Below are 19,772 nucleotides of genomic sequence, written 5' to 3'. Positions count from 1 at the left end.
TAACTAATAACAACAACTTTTATCCTTCAACCCCGCATGCAACAAAGGTTTTACAAATGGGTAGTTGGTCGACACCTGTGAAAAAAATGTACAGATGAACCGATTTCTGTCGCTTCTGGTTATTTTCTTGTGGCGCCGGTGTAAATAATTGTGTAATGTTTGTACTAGACATGACAGCGTTGTCATTCCCTAAGGGATGGTTATGGATACTAAAAAATAAAATAAAGTTATGGAAGGGAAACGAGATGCGACCATCTAATTTTAAGAAAAGTGTACTAGCTACAAATATAGCGCTATTGCTCGGTACTGCAGTCTCTATGTCTGCAATCTCAGCAGAAGCTGATTCGGCTGTAACGGCTGACGACAACATTGAAAAAATCGAAGTACGTGGTATTCGTGCTTCGCAACAGGCCAATTTGAACGCCAAGCGTTTCTCTGATGGTACTGTTGATGCTATTACCGCTGAAGATATCGGTAAGTTCCCGGATAAAAACGTTGCTGAGTCTTTACAGCGCATTCCTGGTGTAACTATCCAGCGTCAGTTCGGTGAAGGTGCAGGTGTTTCAATACGAGGTGCTGGTCAAGATCTGACCTTAACTACACTTAATGGTCAGAATGTTGCGTCAACAGGTTGGTTTGTATTAGAGCCTGCGAAGCGTTCATTTAACTATGAGCTACTCCCTTCTGAGCTTGTTGGCGATATAGAAGTTTATAAATCATCTCAAGCTGATCTAGCCGAAGGTGGTATCGGTGGTACGGTAATTATTAATACTCGTAAACCGCTTGATATGGACTCTCTAACTTTTTATGCTTCCGCCGAAGGTCAATACCAGAGTGACTCAGATACGGTAGACCCCCAGTTTTCAGCTTTGGGTTCTTGGAAAAATGATGATGAAACATTTGGTGTTTTAGTTTCAGGTGTTTTGCAAGATCGTAGCTTACAGCGCCAGGGTAACGAAGCTTTTTGGGAGTGGGGAGCAGGTCCCGTTGCATTTGAGCAAGAGCGTAAACGCTCGGCTCTTACTGCTACTTTCCAATATGCTCCAACAGATTCGCTAAACTTTGTTTTCAACGCTATAGATATGCAGATGGAAGCAAATAACACCAACTATGCACTTTGGCTTACTCAAGGTGATACATCTTGGTCTGGTGCCCCTGGTTCTGGTGCGTGGGATGACACAACCTGGTTAGGCGGTTGTGGTCTATGTGGTGGTGATGCCCCAAGTGCAGATGGTTCTGGGACTCAAGTTGCTGGTCCTTTGAATGTCGCTTTTTGGCAGGCTCGTCCACGTGAAGCGACAATGAAGTCTCAAGTATTCGATTTAAAGATGGAATACTCAGGTGATAGCTATGAATTTAGCACACAGATAGGCACAACAACGTCATCTGGCGGTACAGACTTTGAAATGGTTGTAGATGACGGGACGGGTGGCACACCAATCCCAGGTGGTACCTATGACTTTACTGGTGGAAGCCAGACTTGGGATACTAATGGTTTCGACATCGCAGCTTACGATCCAGGGTCATTAACCATGGGGACAGGTTCAAACTTTAACCGCACCCCAAAGACTGATGATGAAAGCTACATTCAAGCTGATATTAAATTCGATGTTGATTTCGGTGTGATCAATGCGATTAAGACAGGTGTTAAATACGCACAGCACAATACAACTTCTCGTCGCTATGAGTATATTCAGGCTGAAGGATTTGATACTAGTATTGCAACAAGCAGTGTTGCTGCTGGAACTATCGATGTCGGAGCCGGTGACTATCAGATAGCAAAGTTTGATCCTGAAGCGCTAAAAGCGTGGGCTAAGTCTAGCATCATTGGCGAAAATGAAGATTTAGGTTCATATCGTGAAGTTGATGAAGATAATTATGCTGCATATGTGATGGCGAATTTTGGTACAGACGGCATGCGCGGTAACTTTGGTGTTCGTTATGCTGGGACTGAAGCAACTTCAACATATTATCAAAGTGGCAAGAAAGTTTCGGATGATGCAAGCTATGGTGAATGGTTACCAAGCTTAAACGTAGTTTTCGACCTTTCTGATGATGTGATAATGCGTGCTTCAGCAGCTCGAGTTATGGCACGTCCACAATATGATGATATGTATGTTAACCCGAATGTTTTAGGCGCTGATGATGACCTGCCTGATAATCAGTACTGGGTAGTAGGTAATATTGGTCTTAAGCCATACGTGGCTAATCAAATGGATTTAGGTATTGAGTGGTACTTCAACGAGGACTCTTTAGTGTCTGTAGGCCTATTCTGGAAAGATATTAAGAACTTCGTAACTATCAATGAATACCGTGCAGATAGTGCAGACATTCCATTCGAAGGAACATTACGACCTGATGAAGAAGCAGCTGGTTGGACTGTTCAAGAGAAACAAAATGGTGAGTCAGCGATTATCCAAGGTGCTGAATTTCAGTATCAACAAGATTACGGTAATGGTTTAGGTTCTATTGTTAACTATACCTACACTGATACAGAGACAGGTGAGAATACTTACACTGATATGAATCCTTTCTTGAGTGATAGCTCAGAACATTCATATAACGTGACAGGTTACTTTGAAAATGATCTTTTCCAAGTTCGTTTAGCCTATAACTGGCGTAGTGAGTACATGATCCGTGAGCAAGGTTCTTATGGAAATCGCTTACATGATGCATTTGGTAGCTTAGATTTAAGTGCTATCTGGCATGTAACTGATTATTTAGATATCAAACTTGATGGTAATAACCTACTTGAAGAAGGTTCGGTTCAGACTGGTAACAATAACTTCCAGACAAACCGTAGCGGTTTCACTGATGGTTTCCCTACATTTGAATATGAAATGGCTCGTCGCGTTACTTTAGGTGCGAGTGTAAGGTTCTAATCTAATTAGAATTAAGGTATAAAAAGGGAAGGGGGAGTTTAGCTCTCCCTTTTTTTTGTAAAAAATTCATTTTAAAAGAAGCCCTATCAAGGAGCCAAAGAAGATGCCTAATGAAATAACACTTTTAGAACCCAACAAGCATTCAGACGTTAAAGTTTCAAAACCCAACTATTCACAAGTTGCCAATCAACATATTCTCCCTATCACCCTTCATGAGTTCTCTAGAGCAGCAACTGAATACCCAATTGTTTTTGTTAAAAATAGTGAAACAGGTCAGTTCCAACCTGTCGTCATGCTAGGTCTCCAGCCTGAGCAAAATTTAAGTGTGGTTAATGGTGAGTGGATAGGAAGCTATATTCCTAACATTGTAAAAGATTACCCATTTGCTGTTGTGTTAAATGCAGAGCAGCCTGAGAAAATATGGATAGGGATCAAAGAGCAATCTGCTCAAGTAGGGACTGAAGTGGGTGAGCCCCTTTTTAATGCTGGTGAAGAAACACCTTTCTTCACTAAGCGTAGAGAAGAAATCGTACAACATTTCGAGCAAGAGCAGGCAACTCAAGCTATTTTGCAATTAATCGCCGAAAAGGGTTTATTCAGACAACAATCGTTGACTGTCAATATCAAAGGTGACCAACGTAATATAAATGGCTTATATATGATAGATGAAGCCAAACTTAATGACCTAAATGATGATGACTTTCTTGATTTGAAAAAAAGAGGCCTATTGGGACCCATCTATGGTCATTTAACGTCTTTGCATCAAGTCAATCGTTTAGCAAGAACTGAGGTTTCAAAAGGTTAATATAGGAGTCTATTAATGCCAGAAAAAAACAAGATCACTAAGGTATTAATTGTTGGTGGTGGAACTGCAGGCTGGTTAGCTGCGAATCATCTTGGTAAACGTTTTTCTGATCTAGATGGGCCTAACATTGAGGTGACTTTGATTGAGTCACCTAATATCCCTAATATTGGTGTAGGGGAAGGTACAGTGCCTATGATGCGTGAAACTTTACGTTATCTGGGAATCGATGAAGGTTATTTTGTCCAATCTTGTGATGCTACCTTTAAGCAGAGCATTAAATTTGTCGATTGGCTATACAACCCCAAAGAGAAAAGTCACTCGTATCACCATCTTTTTGATTATCCTGTGAGTCATGATTCTGCTTTTTATTGGCATAAAACATCTGCTTCGAGTCGTGATAGTTTTGCCAATTCTGTATCTGTGCAAGGTGTGTTAGCTGATGCAGGTTTTGGGCCTAGACTTGTCACTCAACCTCAGTTTCAAGGAGTCACTAGTTACGCTTATCATCTGGATGCACGTAAGTTTTCAGCGGTATTAAGGCTTAATGCCTTATCCAAATTTGGCGTATCCCACATTCTTGATGATGTGCTTGAGGTCACTCTATCTGATAATGGCGATATTTCTACTGTGTCAACGAGTCAGAATGGGGAGTTAGAGGCTGATTTATTTATCGATTGTACAGGGTTTAGTGCGCGGCTTATTGAAAAAGCTTGCAAGGTACCATTTGTCGATAAAGGGGACGTACTGTTTGTTGATTCTGCGCTAGCCGTTCAAGTTCCCTATGAAAAAACTGATGATGCAATTCCTTGCTTTACTTTATCGACAGCTAAAGAAGCTGGCTGGATTTGGGACATCGGCTTAACTGAGCGAAGAGGAGTTGGCTACGTCTATTCAAGTCGCCATAGCTCTAGGCAAGACGCTGAAAAAGTACTCTCAGAATATCTGGGCGGAAAAGTGAGTGAAGCTGAGTTTAGGCATATCCCCATGCGTATCGGTTATCGCGAGAAAGCTTGGCATCGTAATTGTGTTGCTATAGGTTTATCCGGTGGGTTTGTTGAGCCTTTAGAAGCGACGGGTTTACTTGTTTTTGATGTAACTTCAAGAATGCTAGCTGAGTGTATTCCTAATAAGTTGAGTAGTATGCCTTTAGTTGCTGAACGCTTTAATAAGCGGACTGCAGAGACTTGGAATAAGGTCATTGATTTTATTAAACTTCATTATGTGGTTTCTAAACGTAATGACACTGAGTTTTGGAGCGATAATCGCAAAGAAGCCTCTATACCAGATTCTCTGAAGCAAAAGCTTGCTCTATGGTCCTCTGAGCTGCCCAATCGTTATGATTTCACTTCGACTCTTGAGATTTTTAATCTAGAGAATTACCAGTATGTACTTTATGGGATGGACTTTGATACAGACTTAGGCTGTTCTGAAGTTTCAAAAGATGGCTTAGATAAATTCTTATCTGAACAGAATAAGATTGCTGAATTTATTCATCAAGCTAAAACTCAGCTTGAGCCTCATCGTGAGTTAATTGACAAAATTCATAAGTTTGGCATACAAAAAGTGTAAATATTAAGATGAAGGAGATATCTAGTGTCTCCTTCATCTTATTGTTTTATCTAGAGACCTGCTTTAAAAACTCAGAATGTAACATGGTTGATTTAACGGCTTGTTCTTGTTGTTGCGCTAACCTCTGTAAAATATTTTGAATTTCATATCCCGAAGCCGGTTGACTGAGGTCAGGTGTATGATCCATTCCATATAAGATAAAACGATAGTTTTCATCATTGAAAATGGTGCCATAGCCACCAGCCAAATCCATAAATTCACAGGTCTTGTTACGCCATAATTCAAGTTTTTCAGGTAAGCCCTTAGCATAGGCTGCTGTTTTAGCCGCCTGCTTCCAAAACTCAGTATCGTCCCGATCGCTGAGACAGTAGTGCAATATGATAAACTGCCTCAGGTCTTGGTATATCCCATTTAATGTCTTGTTATAGGAGTCTCGAACCGGTTGAGTCGGGGCATTTGAAGATAAATGGGTCGCTAATAAACGAGCTCCAAGATTGACAATATGTAGCCCTGTTGATTCAAGAGGCTCTATGAAACCACCGGATAAACCAATGCTTATGCAGTTACCTATCCAAAACTCTTTTCTACAGCCTATCTTCATATCAAGGTGGACAGTTCTTAGGATTTCTTGGCTATCACCAAGGTGTTCTAATAGCTCTGCTTCCGCTTCCTCTTTTGTTAGTCTGTTCCCATCATACACATAGCCAGTCCCTTGACGGTTTGAAAGATCTATTTCCCAGGCCCAGCCGTTAGTCAAAGCTGTTGCAAGGGTATAGGGTTTAGGGGGTTGGCCCAATAGAGGTTTTCTTTGGATTGCAACGGCTTTATTACAAGGGAGTTCTTGTTCAAATGATTGCCAATTATTTTCCCTTAATGATTCTATTAATAAGCCTTTGAAGCCCGTGCAATCAATGAAAATATCAGAGGTAAATTCTCCCTTATCTGTAATGATTGAAGTAATGGTTTCACCATTAGTTTTAACATGTTCCACATTAGCTTCAATATGCTCGACACCAGCTGCGCAAGCTTTCTTACGAAGGTACTTCCCCATTAATATCGCATCTAAATGGTAACCGTAAGGAACTATGCCTTGGTACTGAGGTGAAGTCGCTGCTTTAGGGCAGTTTGCGTTGCTTATTAGTTCAGATGAGATACTTGTTGCTTGCGCGTAGCTAACGCGTTTAGGAGACTGAATCCATGCTGTTGCATTATCTAATGGACCCGCAGGCCTTTGTTGCTCGAAAGGGTGGAAATACTCATGGGTTTGACCATCCTTAGGTTTCATCCAATTACGGAACATGATTCCGCTTTTCAACGTTGCGTTAGTTTCTCTTAGTAGCTCGTTCTCATCTAAGCCCATAGCGGCAAAGAAAAATCTGATACTGTGTACTGTCGCTTCACCTACACCAATTGTACCGACGTCTTTACTTTCTACTAGTCTAATCTTTACCCTTCCTCCAGATTGATTGTAGAGTCGCTGCAAATACATAGCAGTCATCCAGCCTGAACTACCGCCGCCAACAATTGTGATACTTTTAATTGCTTCTTTAGCCATGTATACCTCTTGTTAAATCAATAGCATTGCGATACCGGAAAGAATTATCCATCCAGCAAAAAATATTTTAAGTCCTTTCACCGGGAGGTGTAGTGCTAGCTTCTTTGCCAAAATGCCGCCTAGGATAGCGCCTGGCCCCGCGAATAAGACCACATTGAAATAGGCGTCACCTTGGTTAGATAGGTGTATTGGACTAACAGACCAGACTGTAAGCGCTGTGACGATTACGCCCAGAGCAATAGCTAAGGTTGGCGTTGTCTTTTTCAGGAGTAAGTAGATAACGATGACTTCGCCCACGCCTACTGACAGCCAAGCTGTTATTATTCCGCCAACATAAGCTAAAAGTGAAAGTTGCAGGACCTCATTTCGATTCAGTACACGATGCTGAGTTGTACTTGTTAGCGTTATGCTGCTTAAGAGAATCGCGAAACCTAGCACGATAGAGAACAAACTGAAGCCATGCTCAAGCGAAGTAGGTGCTTGAATCGCGAAAACTTGTGTGGTCCAGATCCCGGCTATGGAAAATGGAGAGCAAATACAGATTAGTTTAACAAGTTCTCTTCGCAGGCCTGATTGATTCTCTTTTTTAAAGTGAAACCACCAGGTTAGTGCACCAGCAGTCATGCCGAAGCATTGAATAGCGAAAGATGTCGATATGCTTTGTTCATTGCTGAAGTTGAGACTGCTAAAGACTGGGATAAAAATAACGCCTCCGCCAGCGCCTGTTGAATTAGCGAAGATAGCGCCTGTGATCCCAAGGAAGATGTAATGAAGGTAGTCACGGGTAAGTTCAACGGGATTAGAGAATTGAAATGCCCAAATAGACCAAAGACTAGCTAAACCTAGAAACAGAAATACTGGTTTAGAGATGACAATTGTTCTGCTTTTATTGTGCTCGCTCATGGTAGGTTCACTTTGTTATATTTTTTAGGTGCCTATTTATCACACTAACATCTGAGGTGATGTTATCAACTTTTGACAGCGTTGTCATATTTTGGTGTTTTGAATGAGGTGCTTTGAGAAAAACAAGCCATAGCGATATAGATCTCATCTGTGCTGAACAGAAAAAGTCATAAATCAATGTCAAAAAAATGTAGATATTCTGTTCGCTCTTGTGTATGTTTGTGAATGACAGCGTTGTCATCTGCTTGTGTGATGAGTTGTCTTGTAAGGTCTGCATGGATAGGAAGAGGTCTCCTGATTCATGTTTTTGGCAGATGTAATAGGGTAAAACTGAATTACATTTGTGTTTGAAATTTCAATAGTCTCTCCCCAGAAACTAGACTTGGCTAGGTGTTTTATCAGTATTTATGTGATGAATCACCTAGCTTTTTTTTATGTGGGTTTTGACCATTTGGAATAGTTTTTGAAGTTGTAAGCGAAAAAATCCAAACACTCTTGCTCATGCTAATAGAAAGATGATCCAGGTTTAAGGTGTATAAGAGAGGCGCTACAATTGATGAGAGAGTTTAACCTTGTAAACAGATAACTGAGGTTACTCAGATGACTTCCTTCAAGGCCCCACCTTCAATCTATCTCACATCTTTTAGAACTAGCCAGTTTGAGCTTAATGTTTGTCTAGGTTTGCGTCAGTGAGTATGAACTGACATTATTTAGTATTGACATAAAATCAACATATTGTAGTCCACAGTCTCAGATACAGCTTAGCGCCTTAAAGGTGAGATAGAGGTGTAAGTTCTGGTTATATCAAGGGGAAAGATTGCGGGTAAGCTAGCTCATTTCATCTTGAAATGAGAGGACATTGAATCATAGTAGAGGGATAGAATGAAATTGAAGTTGATCACTGCCGCAATAACACTGGTGCTAGCAACGAGTGCTTGCTCCGATGTAAAAACTGAAACGAATAAGCAAGTGTCTGCCGAGTCCAGTCAAGCTATGGCTAATAGCCTAGATCAAGCACAATTGAACACGCTTGGGGATACATTAGATATCAAGTATCGTTTAGTGACTAACTATCCAGAAGGATGTCCGACTTCCGGTGTCGATGGCCGTTGCTTCACGGCGCAGATAGATCTGACTTCAGCTGTCGACTTAGATAGCCAAGATTGGTCTATCTATTTCAGTCAGATGCGCCCCGTAAAGTCTGTGAGTTCAGCTGAGTTTACTATTACTCGAGTGAAAGGCGATCTACATAAGATAGCGCCAACCCCTGAGTTTAAAGGACTTAAGAAGGGTGTCACTAAGACAATAGAGTTTGAAGGTGAGCTATGGCAACTATCTGAAACCGATGCGATGCCAAATTATTATCTGGTATCAGGAGAGTTAGCGCCAGTTCTTATCAAGAGCACGGCAGTGACCCAGGACAGTGAAACCGGCATGGAGCTTCGTCCCTATGCCGTGTCCTTCACCGATGAAGGTAAACAGTATAAGCGAAGTGATACCGATAAAGTGAAGTGGGCAACACCTGAAATACTTTTTCAGGCTAACCAGGGAATAGATTTTGAGCCTGAATTGGTCACTAATACCATAATTCCTACGCCTCTGAAAGTTGAAGTCAGTTCAACCGATAAGCCAGTATCCCTAAAAAGCGGCATCAAGCTTGAGCTTAATGATGTTAAACGCCAAGCCATAGATGCTGCTGTTGCTCGTCTGAGCCGCATCGGTGTCGAAGAGTCATCGTTTGGTTTAGCTGTCAGCTTCTTACCACTGGAAATGAAGTCAACACCAGGCTCATACCTGTTAGATATCACCAAAAATAAAATCACTATTTCTGCGGCGGATGATGCAGGGTTTTCCTATGGCCTATCTTCACTGACCAGCCTTCTCGATAGTCATGACTTGGTTATTAACACCATGAAAGTCGAAGACTCTCCCCGTTATGATTTTCGCGGTATGCATATCGATGTGTCGAGAAACTTCCACAGCAAGCAGTTGGTGCTGGATATGTTAGATCAGATGGCGGCCTATAAACTGAATAAGCTTCATCTGCATATGGCCGACGATGAAGGTTGGCGTTTAGAGATAGACGGCTTACCTGAGCTTACCGATATCGGCAGCAAGCGATGTCATGACTTGAGTGAAACCAGATGTCTGTTACCTCAGCTTGGTAGTGGCCCGTTTGCCGATGCTAAGGTTAATGGCTATTACTCTAAAGCCGATTATATCGAGATCTTAAAATATGCCGGCGCCAGGCAGATTCAGGTCATTCCCTCAATGGATATGCCGGGACACTCAAGAGCCGCCATCAAGTCGATGGAAGCGCGTTACCGTAAGTTAGCTGCAACTGGCGATATAAAAGGTGCCGATGAGTTTCGCTTAATAGATCCCAAAGACACCACTGTTTATTCATCGATTCAATACTATGACGATAACACCCTTAACGTGTGTCTGGAGTCGACCTTTCACTTCGTCGATAAGGTTATCGATGAGATAGCTAAATTGCACCAACAAGCGGGCCAGCCTCTGTCTGTCTATCATATCGGTGCCGATGAAACTGCCGGTGCTTGGTTAGACTCACCTTTATGTAAAGCGTTTCTTGCCGACAATAAGCAAGGGGTAACTAGCAGCGATGAATTTGGTGCTTATTTTGTCGAGCGAGTATCGAATATCTTACATGATAAGGGGATAGAGCCTGCGGGTTGGAGTGATGGGATGAGCCATACTCGTCCTGAAAATATGCCCGAAGTCTCCCAAACTAATGTATGGGATGTTATCTCACATAATGGTTTTCGCCGCGCACACCAGCAAGCAAATTTAGGTTGGGATGCGGTATTGGGTATGCCTGAGATGCTTTATTTTGACTTCCCCTATGAGGCAGATCCTAAAGAGCATGGATATTACTGGGCGAGTCGTAACACCAACGAGCGTAAGTTATATGGTTTTATGCCAGACAACTTGCCGGCTAATGCTGAGCAGTGGACCGATATTCAAGGTAAGCCCTTCGAAGCCGATGACACAGAGAAGCGAGATGAAGCTGGTAAGCTAGTCAGTGGCCCAATGAAGGAGGGGAGGTTATTTACCGGGCTTCAGGGCCAGATCTGGAGTGAAACGCTCAGAAGCGATTCAGTAGTTGAATACATGACCTTTCCACGTCTACTCATTTTGGCGGAGAAAGCCTGGCACAAGGCGAGCTGGGAAGTGCCTTATCAATATAAAGGGGCCGTCTATAATCAAACTAGTGGTTACTTTACCCAAGAGATGCGCAATGAGCAGGCGAGTCAGTGGGCTGTGTTAGCCAATACTCTGGGACAGAAAGAATTAGTTAAACTGGATAAGGCTGGCATCGAATACCGGGTACCGACTGTAGGGGCGCATATACATGACGGACAGCTGCTGACGAACCTTATCTACCCAGGTTTAACCGTCGAGTATCGAGTCAATGGTGGTGAATGGCTTGTTTATCATTCGCCAGTTGCTGTCGATGGCCAAGTAGAAGTTAGAGCCGTAGCAGCCGATGGTAAGAGGAAAGGGCGTTCCTTAATTGTCAGATAACATGGGGTTAACACTTGTGGCTGCGTTTTTCCAGTAAATGCAGCCAGTTTAATTCCCATCCGCTGTGGTGCTTTCAGCCGAGTGAAGGCTAATTTCTTCAGCTTAAACAAAATAAATGACAACGCTGTCATTTATGTTGTAACATGAAGTTAACTTAGTCAGTGAGCAAGGCATCAGCGAATAACGCTAAGTCTTGGATAAAAAAACTGTGAATGAGGTCTGTATGAGTGTGAACCAGACGAAGGAGAAACCGTTGTTTATAGGTATTGATGGTGGCGGCAGTAAATGCAGGGCAACAATTTACTCTAGCGAAGATGGTGTAATTGGTACTGGTGTAGCTGGGCGTGCAAATCCACTTCACGGTTTATCACAGACATTTGATTCCATTCAGATGTCGACCGAGCTAGCGTTAAAAGATGCTGGAATGAGCTTAAGCGACAGTAAGGCACTCGTTGCTGGAGTCGGACTTGCTGGGGTGAATGTCCCCAGGCTTTATCAAGATATCGTCAACTGGCAACATCCCTTTGCCGATATGTTTGTTACGACGGATCTACATACCGCGTGTATCGGCGCCCACCGTGGCGGTGAAGGTGCGGTGATCATTACGGGAACAGGCTCTTGCGGCTATGCTCATGTGGATGATAAGCATCTGTATCTCGGTGGCCATGGTTTCGCTCTCGGCGATAAAGGCAGTGGTGCCTGGTTAGGATTAAAGGCAGCCGAGCAAGCTTTGTTACATCTCGATGGCTTCGCAGATAAAACCATACTGACCGAGCGTATCCTCAATCATTTCAAGGTTCATAACGCCATGGGCATAGTCGAAAACCTAGCCGGCCAAACTTCCAGTGTTTACGCCAAGCTAGCCAGAACCGTACTTGAATGTGCTAATGAGCAAGATCATGTTGCCAAAGAAATCGTTAAAGAGGGGGCTGCCTATATCAGTGAGCTCGCTCGTAAACTCTTCGAAGTGAATCCCCCGCGTTTTTCTATGATAGGTGGATTGGCAGAGCCTCTGGCTCCATGGTTAGATAAAGATGTCATCGTTAAGTTATCGCCAACGTTAGCTCCTCCTGAGCTTGGGGCGACCTATTTTGCGCGTCAAAAATTTAGGGTCAAGAAGACATGAAGCAGACAATAATCGCTAAGCGCGTATTCGATGGTGAGCAGTTTCATAATGACCTGCCTATCACTATAGAAGATGGTCATATTCTTGCCTTGAACAGTGTCGCTGGTGCAAAAGAGATAAGAGTCGATGGGACCTTGGTTCCTGGATTTATCGATGTTCAGGTGAATGGTGGTGGCGGTGCATTATTTAACGGCGAACCTTCAGTCGAGTGCATAGAAACCATAGGCAGCGCTCATGCAAAGTTTGGCACCACAGGTTTCTTACCGACATTAATTACCGACGATGTCGACGTCATGAGCCGAGCGGCGGATGCCGTAGCCGCCTCATTGATTAAAGGCAGCGCCGGGGTTTTAGGTGTGCATTTTGAAGGTCCACACCTGTCTATTCCAAAGAAAGGGGTTCATCCTCAATCTCATATTCGTGGTATATCCGACGCTGAGCTTGAGATCTTTAGCCGTGATGACTTAGGATTAAAAATGGTCACCTTAGCGCCCGAAAATGTGTCGCTGGATGTGATTAAAGCCTTAGTCGCTGCCGATGTCAGAGTATGCCTCGGTCATTCTAATGCCGATTATGAAACCGTAGTCGCGGCATTAGAGGCTGGGGCAACAGGCTTCACACATCTCTTTAATGCTATGTCCCCCTTCGGTTCCCGTGAGCCGGGTATGGTCGGAGCGGCAATCGAGAGCCGAGATGCCTGGTGTGGACTCATCGTCGACGGTCACCATGTGCATGCTGCCGCGGCTAGAGTGGCAATTTACGCTAAGCCAAGAGGCAAGGTGATGTTAGTCACAGATGCTATGCCACCTGTAGGTCTCGATGAGGAAACCAGTTTCGAACTCTTTGGCACTCAGGTCATACGTCAGGGTGATAGGTTAAATGCTGTGACGGGTGAGCTGGCCGGCTGTGTATTAGACATGGCAGGAGCGATTAGAAACACGGTCAAGATGCTAGGTTTACCCTTAGATGAAGCGATTCGTATGGGCTCTTTGTACCCAGCTGAGTACTTAGGTTTAGCCAAAAGGCAGGGGCAAATAAGTGTGGGCAGTCGAGCAGACCTAGTATTGTTAAACGATGAGCTGAAAGTACAGCAGACATTGATAGGCGGCACATCTGTCTTTAAGGCCTAGCATTATCCATTAATATAAAGCCCTAGCAATATGTCTGGGGCTTTATGTTATCTAGAGTTTGTCTATAAAAGCATAATAAAAAATAGAAATAATAATAAACGATAAAATATAGGGAAATCGTAATGGAAGCGAGTCTTGCTAAAGCACCTAAACGCAGGTTGATGTCGCTCGATGCTCTAAGGGGCTTCGATATGTTCTGGATTTTAGGCGGTGAAGCTCTCTTTGCCGGTTTGTTGACCTGGAGCAGTTGGCAAGGATGGAAATGGGCAGATGCTCAAATGCATCATAGCCAATGGCATGGTTTTACTTTCTACGATCTGATATTTCCTCTCTTTATCTTTCTCTCAGGTGTTGCGCTTGGTTTATCTCCTAAACGCTTAGATAAGCTACCTATTGCCCAGAGAATACCACTCTATAAGCATTCAGTGAAACGACTCTTCTTGTTACTCTTCTTTGGTGTGCTCTATAACCATGGTTGGGGTACCGGTGCACCAGTAGCCATAGATGAAGTGAGGTACGCCAGTGTTCTGGGTCGTATTGCATTCGCCTGGTTTTTTGCTGCCATGTTAGTCTGGCATACCAGCTTAAGAACCCAAATTTTTGTTACTTTAGGGATATTGATAGCTTATGGGCTGTTGCAGTTATTTGTTCCATTCCCTGGTGGGACAGCGGGGGTGTTTACCCCACAAGGGACGATCAACGCTTATGTTGATACACACTTTTTACCTGGGATCACTTATCAGAATAGACCTTTAGATCCCGAAGGGATCCTGTCAACGATCCCTGCAGTTGCCAATGCCATGATCGGAGTATTTGTCGGTCACTTTATTGTTAAGGAACACAAGAAAGGTGAGTGGACTAAAGTGGCTTACTTGTTACTTGTCGGTGCTGTTATTTTAGCCTTGGGCTGGTTGGTCAATCTGGTTATTCCTGTGAATAAAGATCTTTGGACCAGTTCCTTCGCGCTGGTAACCGCAGGATGGAGCATCATATTGTTAGCCGTTTTCTACGCTCTGGTTGATGTGCTTAAGTGGCAAAAAATTGCGTTTCCGTTTGTGGTTATTGGTTGTAATGCCATCATCATCTATCTGGCATCTAGTTTAGTTAATTGGAAGTACACGGCCCAGAGTCTGTTCGGTGGTGTGGTTAATTCCTTCCCGATTGCAGCTCAAGCCCTAATAGGTGTTATTGCTCTGCTGCTCGTACAGTGGCTGGTTCTATATTGGATGTATAAACGAAATATTTTCATTAAGGTTTAAATTTTAACCAATATGATTCGATGGTTTTAGCCTGAAATTGGCGTCAACAGGTTTTGAACAAAAGGTAATGACAGCGTTGTCTTTTTGGTTGTTCTGTTTTAACATCGATGAAACAAAGTCTATTCTATCTATTTGATAGGTGACTTTTGACTGTAAATCTAGTGTATTAATAAGAAGTGATATCAGCTGTACCTGATATCTAAAATAAAATTATAAGAAGCAGGCTTATGGAAATGACAGTAAATAGTGAAAATAAACGTAGTAATTTTATTCCGATGGCAATTGTCGCCGGGCTATTTTTTATTTTAGGTTTCGCGACCTGGCTCAATGGTTCATTGATGCCTTATCTGAAGCAGATCCTTCAGTTAACCCCCCTTCAAGCGTCTCTTATCCTCTTCTCATTTTATATCGCGGTGACTTTTACAGCCTTACCTTCGGCTTGGCTGATAAGAAAGGTCGGATATAAAACCGGAATGGCGTTAGGCATGGGGATCATGATGATTGCTGGCCTGCTATTTATTCCTGCGGCTAAGACGCAAATCTTTGGCTTGTTCTTATTTGCCCAGCTTGTCATGGGAGCGGGGCAAACTTTGCTTCAAACCGCAGTTAACCCTTATGTTGTCCGCCTCGGTCCAGAGGAGTCGGCCGCAGCGCGAGTCAGTGTGATGGGAATATTGAACAAAGGCGCCGGCGTTATCGCACCATTAGTCTTCAGTGCCCTTATTCTTGATAGCTTCAGAGACCGAGTGGGGATGGAGCTCACTCCTGCACATATCGATGAGATGGCCAATAGCTTGGTATTTCCTTATCTAGGTATGGCCGTATTCATTGGTTTATTAGCCATTTTAGTTAAGAAGTCATCTCTCCCTGAACTGGAAAATGAAGAAGATGATGTGGAAGCCAGCGGTAAAGGCCATACGAGAGAAGCCTTATCTCATCCCAATTTAGCATTAGGTGTTGTAGCACTCTTCTTTTACGTTGCTGTGGAGGTGATAGCTGGTGACACTATTGGCATATTTGCACTATCACTTGGCATTGAAAGCTATGGTGTAATGACCTCATATACCATGATCTGTATGGTTGTCGGTTATATCATCGGCATCTTAACCATTCCTCGCTTTATCTCTCAGCCGAAGGCGTTAATGGTTTCAGCTATTTTAGGCATGGTGCTGACGCTAGGGATCTTGTTTGGTGACAATGAGTCTTATGCCATTGCAAACGCAGTATTAGTACCCTTTGGTGGCGCTCAGCTACCCGATACCTTATTGATGATTGCTCTACTTGGACTCGCCAATGCCATAGTATGGCCTGCTGTATGGCCGTTAGCACTCTCAGGTATGGGCAAGCTCACAAGTACTGGTTCAGCACTTCTAGTCATGGGTATTGCTGGTGGCGCATTCGGGCCACTGTTTTGGGGCTTAACCAGCTCGGCTACACCCTTAGGTATTCAAGGTGGCTATATGGTGATGTTCCCTTGTTACCTGTTTATCCTTTTCTATGCGGTGAAAGGCCATAAGATGAAAAGCTGGAAGTAATTGTTATTTGCTTTTCACATCCCCAAAAGGAGCCTTAAGGCTCCTTTTTTGTGCCCGGCATATTCATATGCAGCTATCGAGTTATATGGCTGTATGTAGCTTGTATAGAGTATCTAGGCTTTAGGGATAAGGCACCAGGATAAGAGCAGGGGAATATTAGATAGAAAGCTAAGCATGGACTCTCAGTAGAGTCAGGAACCTACTGCTGCGCGTATATTGCTGAGATTTAGCGCGTAAGTTAGTTACCCTACCAACTGAGCTATGCTGGCCTGAGCTGTAATTCGTTTCGAGAAGATAATTTCTAGGCATAAAAAAGCCACTCAAAGAGTGGATTCGTCGTATATGGTGCCGGCACCAAGAGTCGGCTTTTTGTAAGATAGAGGGACCTACTGCTGCTCGTGTAAAGAGTAAGTCAGTTGCTCTACCAACTAAGCTATGCCGGCTTGAGCTTTTACCAGGGGAATTTCAGACACAAAAAAGCCCCGAACAATGTCGAGGCTTTCTTATTATATGGTGCCGGCACCAAGAGTCGAAGCTCCGGTGGAAGTAACCTACTGATTCATCCGACAGAGTCATAAAATTTAGACATAAAAAAGCCCCGAACAATGTCGAGGCTTTTTTATTGTATGGTGCCGGCACCAAGAGTCGAACTCGGGACCTACTGATTACAAGTCAGTTGCTCTACCAACTGAGCTATGCCGGCTTATGCTTTAACAGTCATGGACTATTAATATAATGATGGTGCCCGAACCCGGAATCGAACCAGGGACACGAGGATTTTCAATCCTCTGCTCTACCGACTGAGCTATTCGGGCAACTAAACTAAGTGTTAGTCATCTACTTCAAATGAGTTTTAAACCAAGGCTTTAATGAGGAGTTTTAGTCCTGTCTCGTTTGGAGTGCGCGTATAATATAGCGATGTTATTAGCTGTGCAAGCAGTTTCTTGTCAAACGAGCTTAAGCTGTCAAAAACTATACAGTCAATCTTGTGAGGCCTGCGACCTAGCCTGAATAAAGCGATGTTCTTCTCCTGAGAGCGCTAAAAAGATCATTCAAGCCTTAGTTACCGAATGTAGCGAAATGTAGCGAAATGTAGCGAAGGGGACTCTTTGTTAACTAAAGCTAACGGATGCTAACGGAAGGGACTGCAGCTCTTAGAATGAGTCAGTTAGTTGCGTTACCAACTGAGCTATGCTGGCTTGTTCATTAACTAATATATTTTAGACATAAAAAAGCCCCGAACAATGTCGAGGCTTTTTTATTATATGGTGCCGGCACCAAGAGTCGAACTCGGGACCTACTGATTACAAGTCAGTTGCTCTACCAACTGAGCTATGCCGGCTAAATGTTGGTGCCCGAACCCGGAATCGAACCAGGGACACGAGGATTTTCAATCCTCTGCTCTACCGACTGAGCTATTCGGGCAACTAAACTAAGTGTTAGTCATCTACTTCAAATGGCTTTTAAACATGAGTCTAAATAAGGCTGTTATACCTAGTTCGCTTGAAGTGGGCGTATCTTATAGCGCAGCCTTTCTACCTGCAAGTGCTATTTTGTCATAAACCTACCGTTCGGTTAGTTAGTGTGCAAACTAGGCCGGTATTTCTCCACACTGCAGTTCCTACTTCTATTCTATTTCACGCTCTAAAATTTCCCTAAAGCCCTGCAGAACACTCCCTTACCCCCTAAAATAAGATTCATTTACAAATGATTACCATTATTGATTGGCCTCTATAAGGTTTAAATGACTTAATAAAGAACAAAATAGATACAAGCTTCTAAAAAGTAGGAGTGTAGAGTCGATTTTTAGAGGTTTTAGTTTTAAAAATAGAACGTATTATGTGAGTCATAAGTTAATCAGCAGTTAATTATAAGGTCTGTCATGTTTCGTAATACAGAAAAATCCTATGGGGTCATAGCGATATTGGTTCATTGGATATCGGCAATGGCTGTTATAGGCCTGTTTGCTGCCGGGGTATGGATGGTTGAATTAACCTATTACAGTAGCTGGTATAAGACAGCGCCCGATCTACATAAAAGTGTCGGCATAGTCTTGTTTGTATTAACTATGGTAAGAATTGCCTGGAAGTTTGCTAATCCTAAGCCAGCACCATTAACGGAACATAAAAGTTGGGAAGTTAAAGCCGGGCATCTGGCCCATGGAGCTATCTATTTGTTATTGCTTTTAATCATGTGTAGTGGATATCTGATCTCTACAGCTGACGGACGAGGGATCGCCGTTTTCAATCTGTTTGAAGTTCCAGGAGTCGGTGAGTTGTTCGATAGCCAGGCCGATATTGCCGGTTTAGTTCATCAGTTTGCCGCATACAGTTTGATCGGACTTGTTGTCATACATATGTTAGGTGCATTTAAACACCACTTTTTTGATAAAGATTCAACACTGGTAAGAATGATCACGGTTTTAAAATAGAAGCTGATAAACAGATTATTTAAATAGAAAATTACAAACACAATCTTAATAAACAAAAGATTAGAAATAGAAAATCAGAAACAGATAAAAGGAAGATAGATTTATGAAAAAGACAATATTATCAAGAGCGATTTTAACCACGGCATTGGCAGGTTCTTTACTCTTGAGTGGTGCTGTATCGGCCACCGATTACGTCATCGACACTAAGGGGGCACATGCTTCAATAGACTTTAAGGTGAGTCACCTTGGTTATAGCTTCGTGGTGGGGCGTTTCAATGACTTTGAGGGCGATTTCAGTTTTGATGGCAAAAAATTAGCTGATGGTCATGTGAATGTGACGATTAAGACTGCCAGTCTAGATTCTAATCATGCCGAGCGAGACAAGCACTTGCGTAGCCCTGATTTCTTAAATACCGCCAAGTTCCCGGAGGCAAGCTTTAAGTCGAGCTCAATTGTTGATAAGGGCGAGGGGAATTTCTTGCTTAACGGTGATTTTACTCTCAACGGTGTGACTAAGCCTATTACGATACAAGCAAAAGCCATCGGTGAAGGGCAAGATCCTTGGGGCGGCTATCGTGCCGGTTTTACTGGTACCACTGAGTTTGCTTTGAAAGATTACAATATAAAGATGGACTTGGGTCCAGCATCATCCCATGTTCAGCTCGCTATTGTCGTAGAAGGTATCAGGCTGTAATCGCTCTTTGAACATCGGTAAACAAAAAGCGCCTTACGGCGCTTTTTCGGTGTTTATTCGTCGTCTTTTTCAGGTACGTAACCTTCAATCTCTACGGCTTTACCTTCAAACAAGAAGTTGATCATCTGCTCTTCAAGAAACTTACGGTCGTCAACATTCATCATGTTCAATTTCTTTTCATTGATCAGCATGGTCTGCTTTGATTGCCACAGTGTCCATGCTTCTTTGCTGACATTATCGAAAATACGCTTACCAAGCTCACCTGGGTATAGCTGAAATCCAAGGCCTTCCGATTCTTTTTTCAGATAGACGCAGTTAACGGTGCGAGCCATGA

At 43.1% G+C, this 19,772-nt stretch carries 13 protein-coding genes and 5 tRNA genes; 10 read left to right on the top strand and 8 right to left on the bottom strand.

The genetic code is table 11. The annotated features are described in order from the left end of the window. Window positions 1–245: 245 nt before the first annotated feature. The 3 genes from FM037_RS21330 (at window position 246) to FM037_RS21320 (ending at window position 5,256) form a co-directional block, all read left to right on the top strand. A complete protein-coding gene (locus tag FM037_RS21330) occupies window positions 246–2,882 on the top strand; it encodes a TonB-dependent receptor (RefSeq protein WP_144047665.1) in 2,637 nt (878 codons plus the stop codon). A 103-nt stretch (window positions 2,883–2,985) separates the two neighbouring features. After that, the gene (locus FM037_RS21325; protein ID WP_144047664.1) at window positions 2,986–3,687 is read left to right on the top strand and encodes a SapC family protein; all 702 of its coding nucleotides are present in this window, start codon (window positions 2,986–2,988) and stop codon (window positions 3,685–3,687) included. Window positions 3,688–3,702: 15 nt separating this feature from the next. Beyond that, window positions 3,703–5,256, top strand: coding sequence for a tryptophan halogenase family protein (locus FM037_RS21320; protein ID WP_144047663.1), 1,554 nt, complete (start codon window positions 3,703–3,705; stop codon window positions 5,254–5,256). 46 nt (window positions 5,257–5,302) lie between these two features. Here FM037_RS21320 and FM037_RS21315 read toward each other — a convergent pair whose 3' ends face one another. Both FM037_RS21315 and FM037_RS21310 read right to left on the bottom strand, forming a co-directional pair. Then, window positions 5,303–6,811 (bottom strand): tryptophan halogenase family protein, encoded by a 1,509-nt coding sequence (locus tag FM037_RS21315; RefSeq protein WP_144047662.1) that lies wholly within the window; start codon window positions 6,809–6,811, stop codon window positions 5,303–5,305. Window positions 6,812–6,823: 12 nt separating this feature from the next. Then, the gene (locus FM037_RS21310) at window positions 6,824–7,714 is read right to left on the bottom strand and encodes a sulfite exporter TauE/SafE family protein (protein WP_144047661.1); all 891 of its coding nucleotides are present in this window, start codon (window positions 7,712–7,714) and stop codon (window positions 6,824–6,826) included. Window positions 7,715–8,596: 882 nt separating this feature from the next. Here FM037_RS21310 and FM037_RS21305 point away from each other — a divergent pair. From FM037_RS21305 to nagP, 5 genes are all read left to right on the top strand, one after another. Then, complete coding sequence (locus FM037_RS21305; protein ID WP_144047660.1) at window positions 8,597–11,263, top strand: family 20 glycosylhydrolase; 2,667 nt, start codon at window positions 8,597–8,599, stop codon at window positions 11,261–11,263. A 223-nt stretch (window positions 11,264–11,486) separates the two neighbouring features. After that, window positions 11,487–12,389, top strand: a complete 903-nt coding sequence (nagK, locus tag FM037_RS21300; RefSeq protein ID WP_144047659.1) for an N-acetylglucosamine kinase — start codon at window positions 11,487–11,489, stop codon at window positions 12,387–12,389. After that, window positions 12,386–13,519: an N-acetylglucosamine-6-phosphate deacetylase gene (gene nagA / locus FM037_RS21295; protein WP_144047658.1), complete on the top strand. Its 1,134-nt coding sequence runs from the start codon at window positions 12,386–12,388 to the stop codon at window positions 13,517–13,519. Before nagK ends, nagA begins: the two co-directional genes overlap by 4 nt. 122 nt (window positions 13,520–13,641) lie before the next feature. Then, a complete protein-coding gene (nagX, locus tag FM037_RS21290) occupies window positions 13,642–14,778 on the top strand; it encodes a transmembrane glucosamine N-acetyltransferase NagX (protein ID WP_144047657.1) in 1,137 nt (378 codons plus the stop codon). A gap of 227 nt (window positions 14,779–15,005) precedes the next feature. Continuing rightward, complete coding sequence (gene nagP, locus FM037_RS21285) at window positions 15,006–16,313, top strand: N-acetylglucosamine MFS transporter NagP (RefSeq protein WP_407695610.1); 1,308 nt, start codon at window positions 15,006–15,008, stop codon at window positions 16,311–16,313. Window positions 16,314–16,656: 343 nt separating this feature from the next. On the opposite strand, the gene FM037_RS28640 is transcribed toward nagP, so the two are convergent. From FM037_RS28640 to FM037_RS21265, 5 genes are all read right to left on the bottom strand, one after another. Next, window positions 16,657–16,756 (bottom strand) — tRNA-OTHER (locus FM037_RS28640). Window positions 16,757–16,940: 184 nt separating this feature from the next. Beyond that, window positions 16,941–17,016 (bottom strand) — tRNA-Thr (locus FM037_RS21280). Window positions 17,017–17,052: 36 nt separating this feature from the next. Beyond that, window positions 17,053–17,128: transfer RNA gene (locus tag FM037_RS21275), tRNA-Phe, on the bottom strand. 451 nt (window positions 17,129–17,579) lie between these two features. Further along, a tRNA-Thr gene (locus tag FM037_RS21270) sits at window positions 17,580–17,655 on the bottom strand. 7 nt (window positions 17,656–17,662) lie between these two features. After that, window positions 17,663–17,738: transfer RNA gene (locus FM037_RS21265), tRNA-Phe, on the bottom strand. Window positions 17,739–18,195: 457 nt separating this feature from the next. Here FM037_RS21265 and FM037_RS21260 point away from each other — a divergent pair. Beyond that, window positions 18,196–18,744 carry a cytochrome b gene (locus FM037_RS21260; RefSeq protein ID WP_144047656.1) on the top strand — a complete coding sequence of 183 codons (549 nt, stop codon included), beginning with the start codon at window positions 18,196–18,198 and terminating at the stop codon, window positions 18,742–18,744. 103 nt (window positions 18,745–18,847) lie between these two features. Then, window positions 18,848–19,438 (top strand): YceI family protein, encoded by a 591-nt coding sequence (locus tag FM037_RS21255; RefSeq protein ID WP_144047655.1) that lies wholly within the window; start codon window positions 18,848–18,850, stop codon window positions 19,436–19,438. A 53-nt stretch (window positions 19,439–19,491) separates the two neighbouring features. Here FM037_RS21255 and FM037_RS21250 read toward each other — a convergent pair whose 3' ends face one another. After that, window positions 19,492–19,770 carry an oxidative damage protection protein gene (locus FM037_RS21250; protein ID WP_144047654.1) on the bottom strand — a complete coding sequence of 93 codons (279 nt, stop codon included), beginning with the start codon at window positions 19,768–19,770 and terminating at the stop codon, window positions 19,492–19,494. Window positions 19,771–19,772: the final 2 nt, after the last annotated feature.

Origin of the sequence: Shewanella psychropiezotolerans, from assembly GCF_007197555.1 — a bacterium.
Classification (GTDB): domain Bacteria; phylum Pseudomonadota; class Gammaproteobacteria; order Enterobacterales; family Shewanellaceae; genus Shewanella; species Shewanella psychropiezotolerans.
The sequence above is the reverse complement of the archived record's forward strand: the minus strand, read 5'-3'. Positions and strand labels throughout refer to the sequence as shown.

What these genes read in the sequence shown, in the direction of transcription:
- FM037_RS21330 (WP_144047665.1), top strand. Translation starts at nt 246, where the DNA reads ATGCGACCATCTAATTTTAAGAAAAGTGTACTAGCTACAAATATAGCG.
- nagK (WP_144047659.1), top strand. Translation starts at nt 11,487, where the DNA reads ATGAGTGTGAACCAGACGAAGGAGAAACCGTTGTTTATAGGTATTGAT.
- nagP (WP_407695610.1), top strand. Translation starts at nt 15,006, where the DNA reads ATGGAAATGACAGTAAATAGTGAAAATAAACGTAGTAATTTTATTCCG.
- FM037_RS21260 (WP_144047656.1), top strand. Translation starts at nt 18,196, where the DNA reads ATGTTTCGTAATACAGAAAAATCCTATGGGGTCATAGCGATATTGGTT.
- FM037_RS21255 (WP_144047655.1), top strand. Translation starts at nt 18,848, where the DNA reads ATGAAAAAGACAATATTATCAAGAGCGATTTTAACCACGGCATTGGCA.
- nagX (WP_144047657.1), top strand. Translation starts at nt 13,642, where the DNA reads ATGGAAGCGAGTCTTGCTAAAGCACCTAAACGCAGGTTGATGTCGCTC.
- FM037_RS21250 (WP_144047654.1), bottom strand. Translation starts at nt 19,770, where the DNA reads ATGGCTCGCACCGTTAACTGCGTCTATCTGAAAAAAGAATCGGAAGGC.
- nagA (WP_144047658.1), top strand. Translation starts at nt 12,386, where the DNA reads ATGAAGCAGACAATAATCGCTAAGCGCGTATTCGATGGTGAGCAGTTT.
- FM037_RS21310 (WP_144047661.1), bottom strand. Translation starts at nt 7,714, where the DNA reads ATGAGCGAGCACAATAAAAGCAGAACAATTGTCATCTCTAAACCAGTA.
- FM037_RS21325 (WP_144047664.1), top strand. Translation starts at nt 2,986, where the DNA reads ATGCCTAATGAAATAACACTTTTAGAACCCAACAAGCATTCAGACGTT.
- FM037_RS21315 (WP_144047662.1), bottom strand. Translation starts at nt 6,811, where the DNA reads ATGGCTAAAGAAGCAATTAAAAGTATCACAATTGTTGGCGGCGGTAGT.
- FM037_RS21320 (WP_144047663.1), top strand. Translation starts at nt 3,703, where the DNA reads ATGCCAGAAAAAAACAAGATCACTAAGGTATTAATTGTTGGTGGTGGA.
- FM037_RS21305 (WP_144047660.1), top strand. Translation starts at nt 8,597, where the DNA reads ATGAAATTGAAGTTGATCACTGCCGCAATAACACTGGTGCTAGCAACG.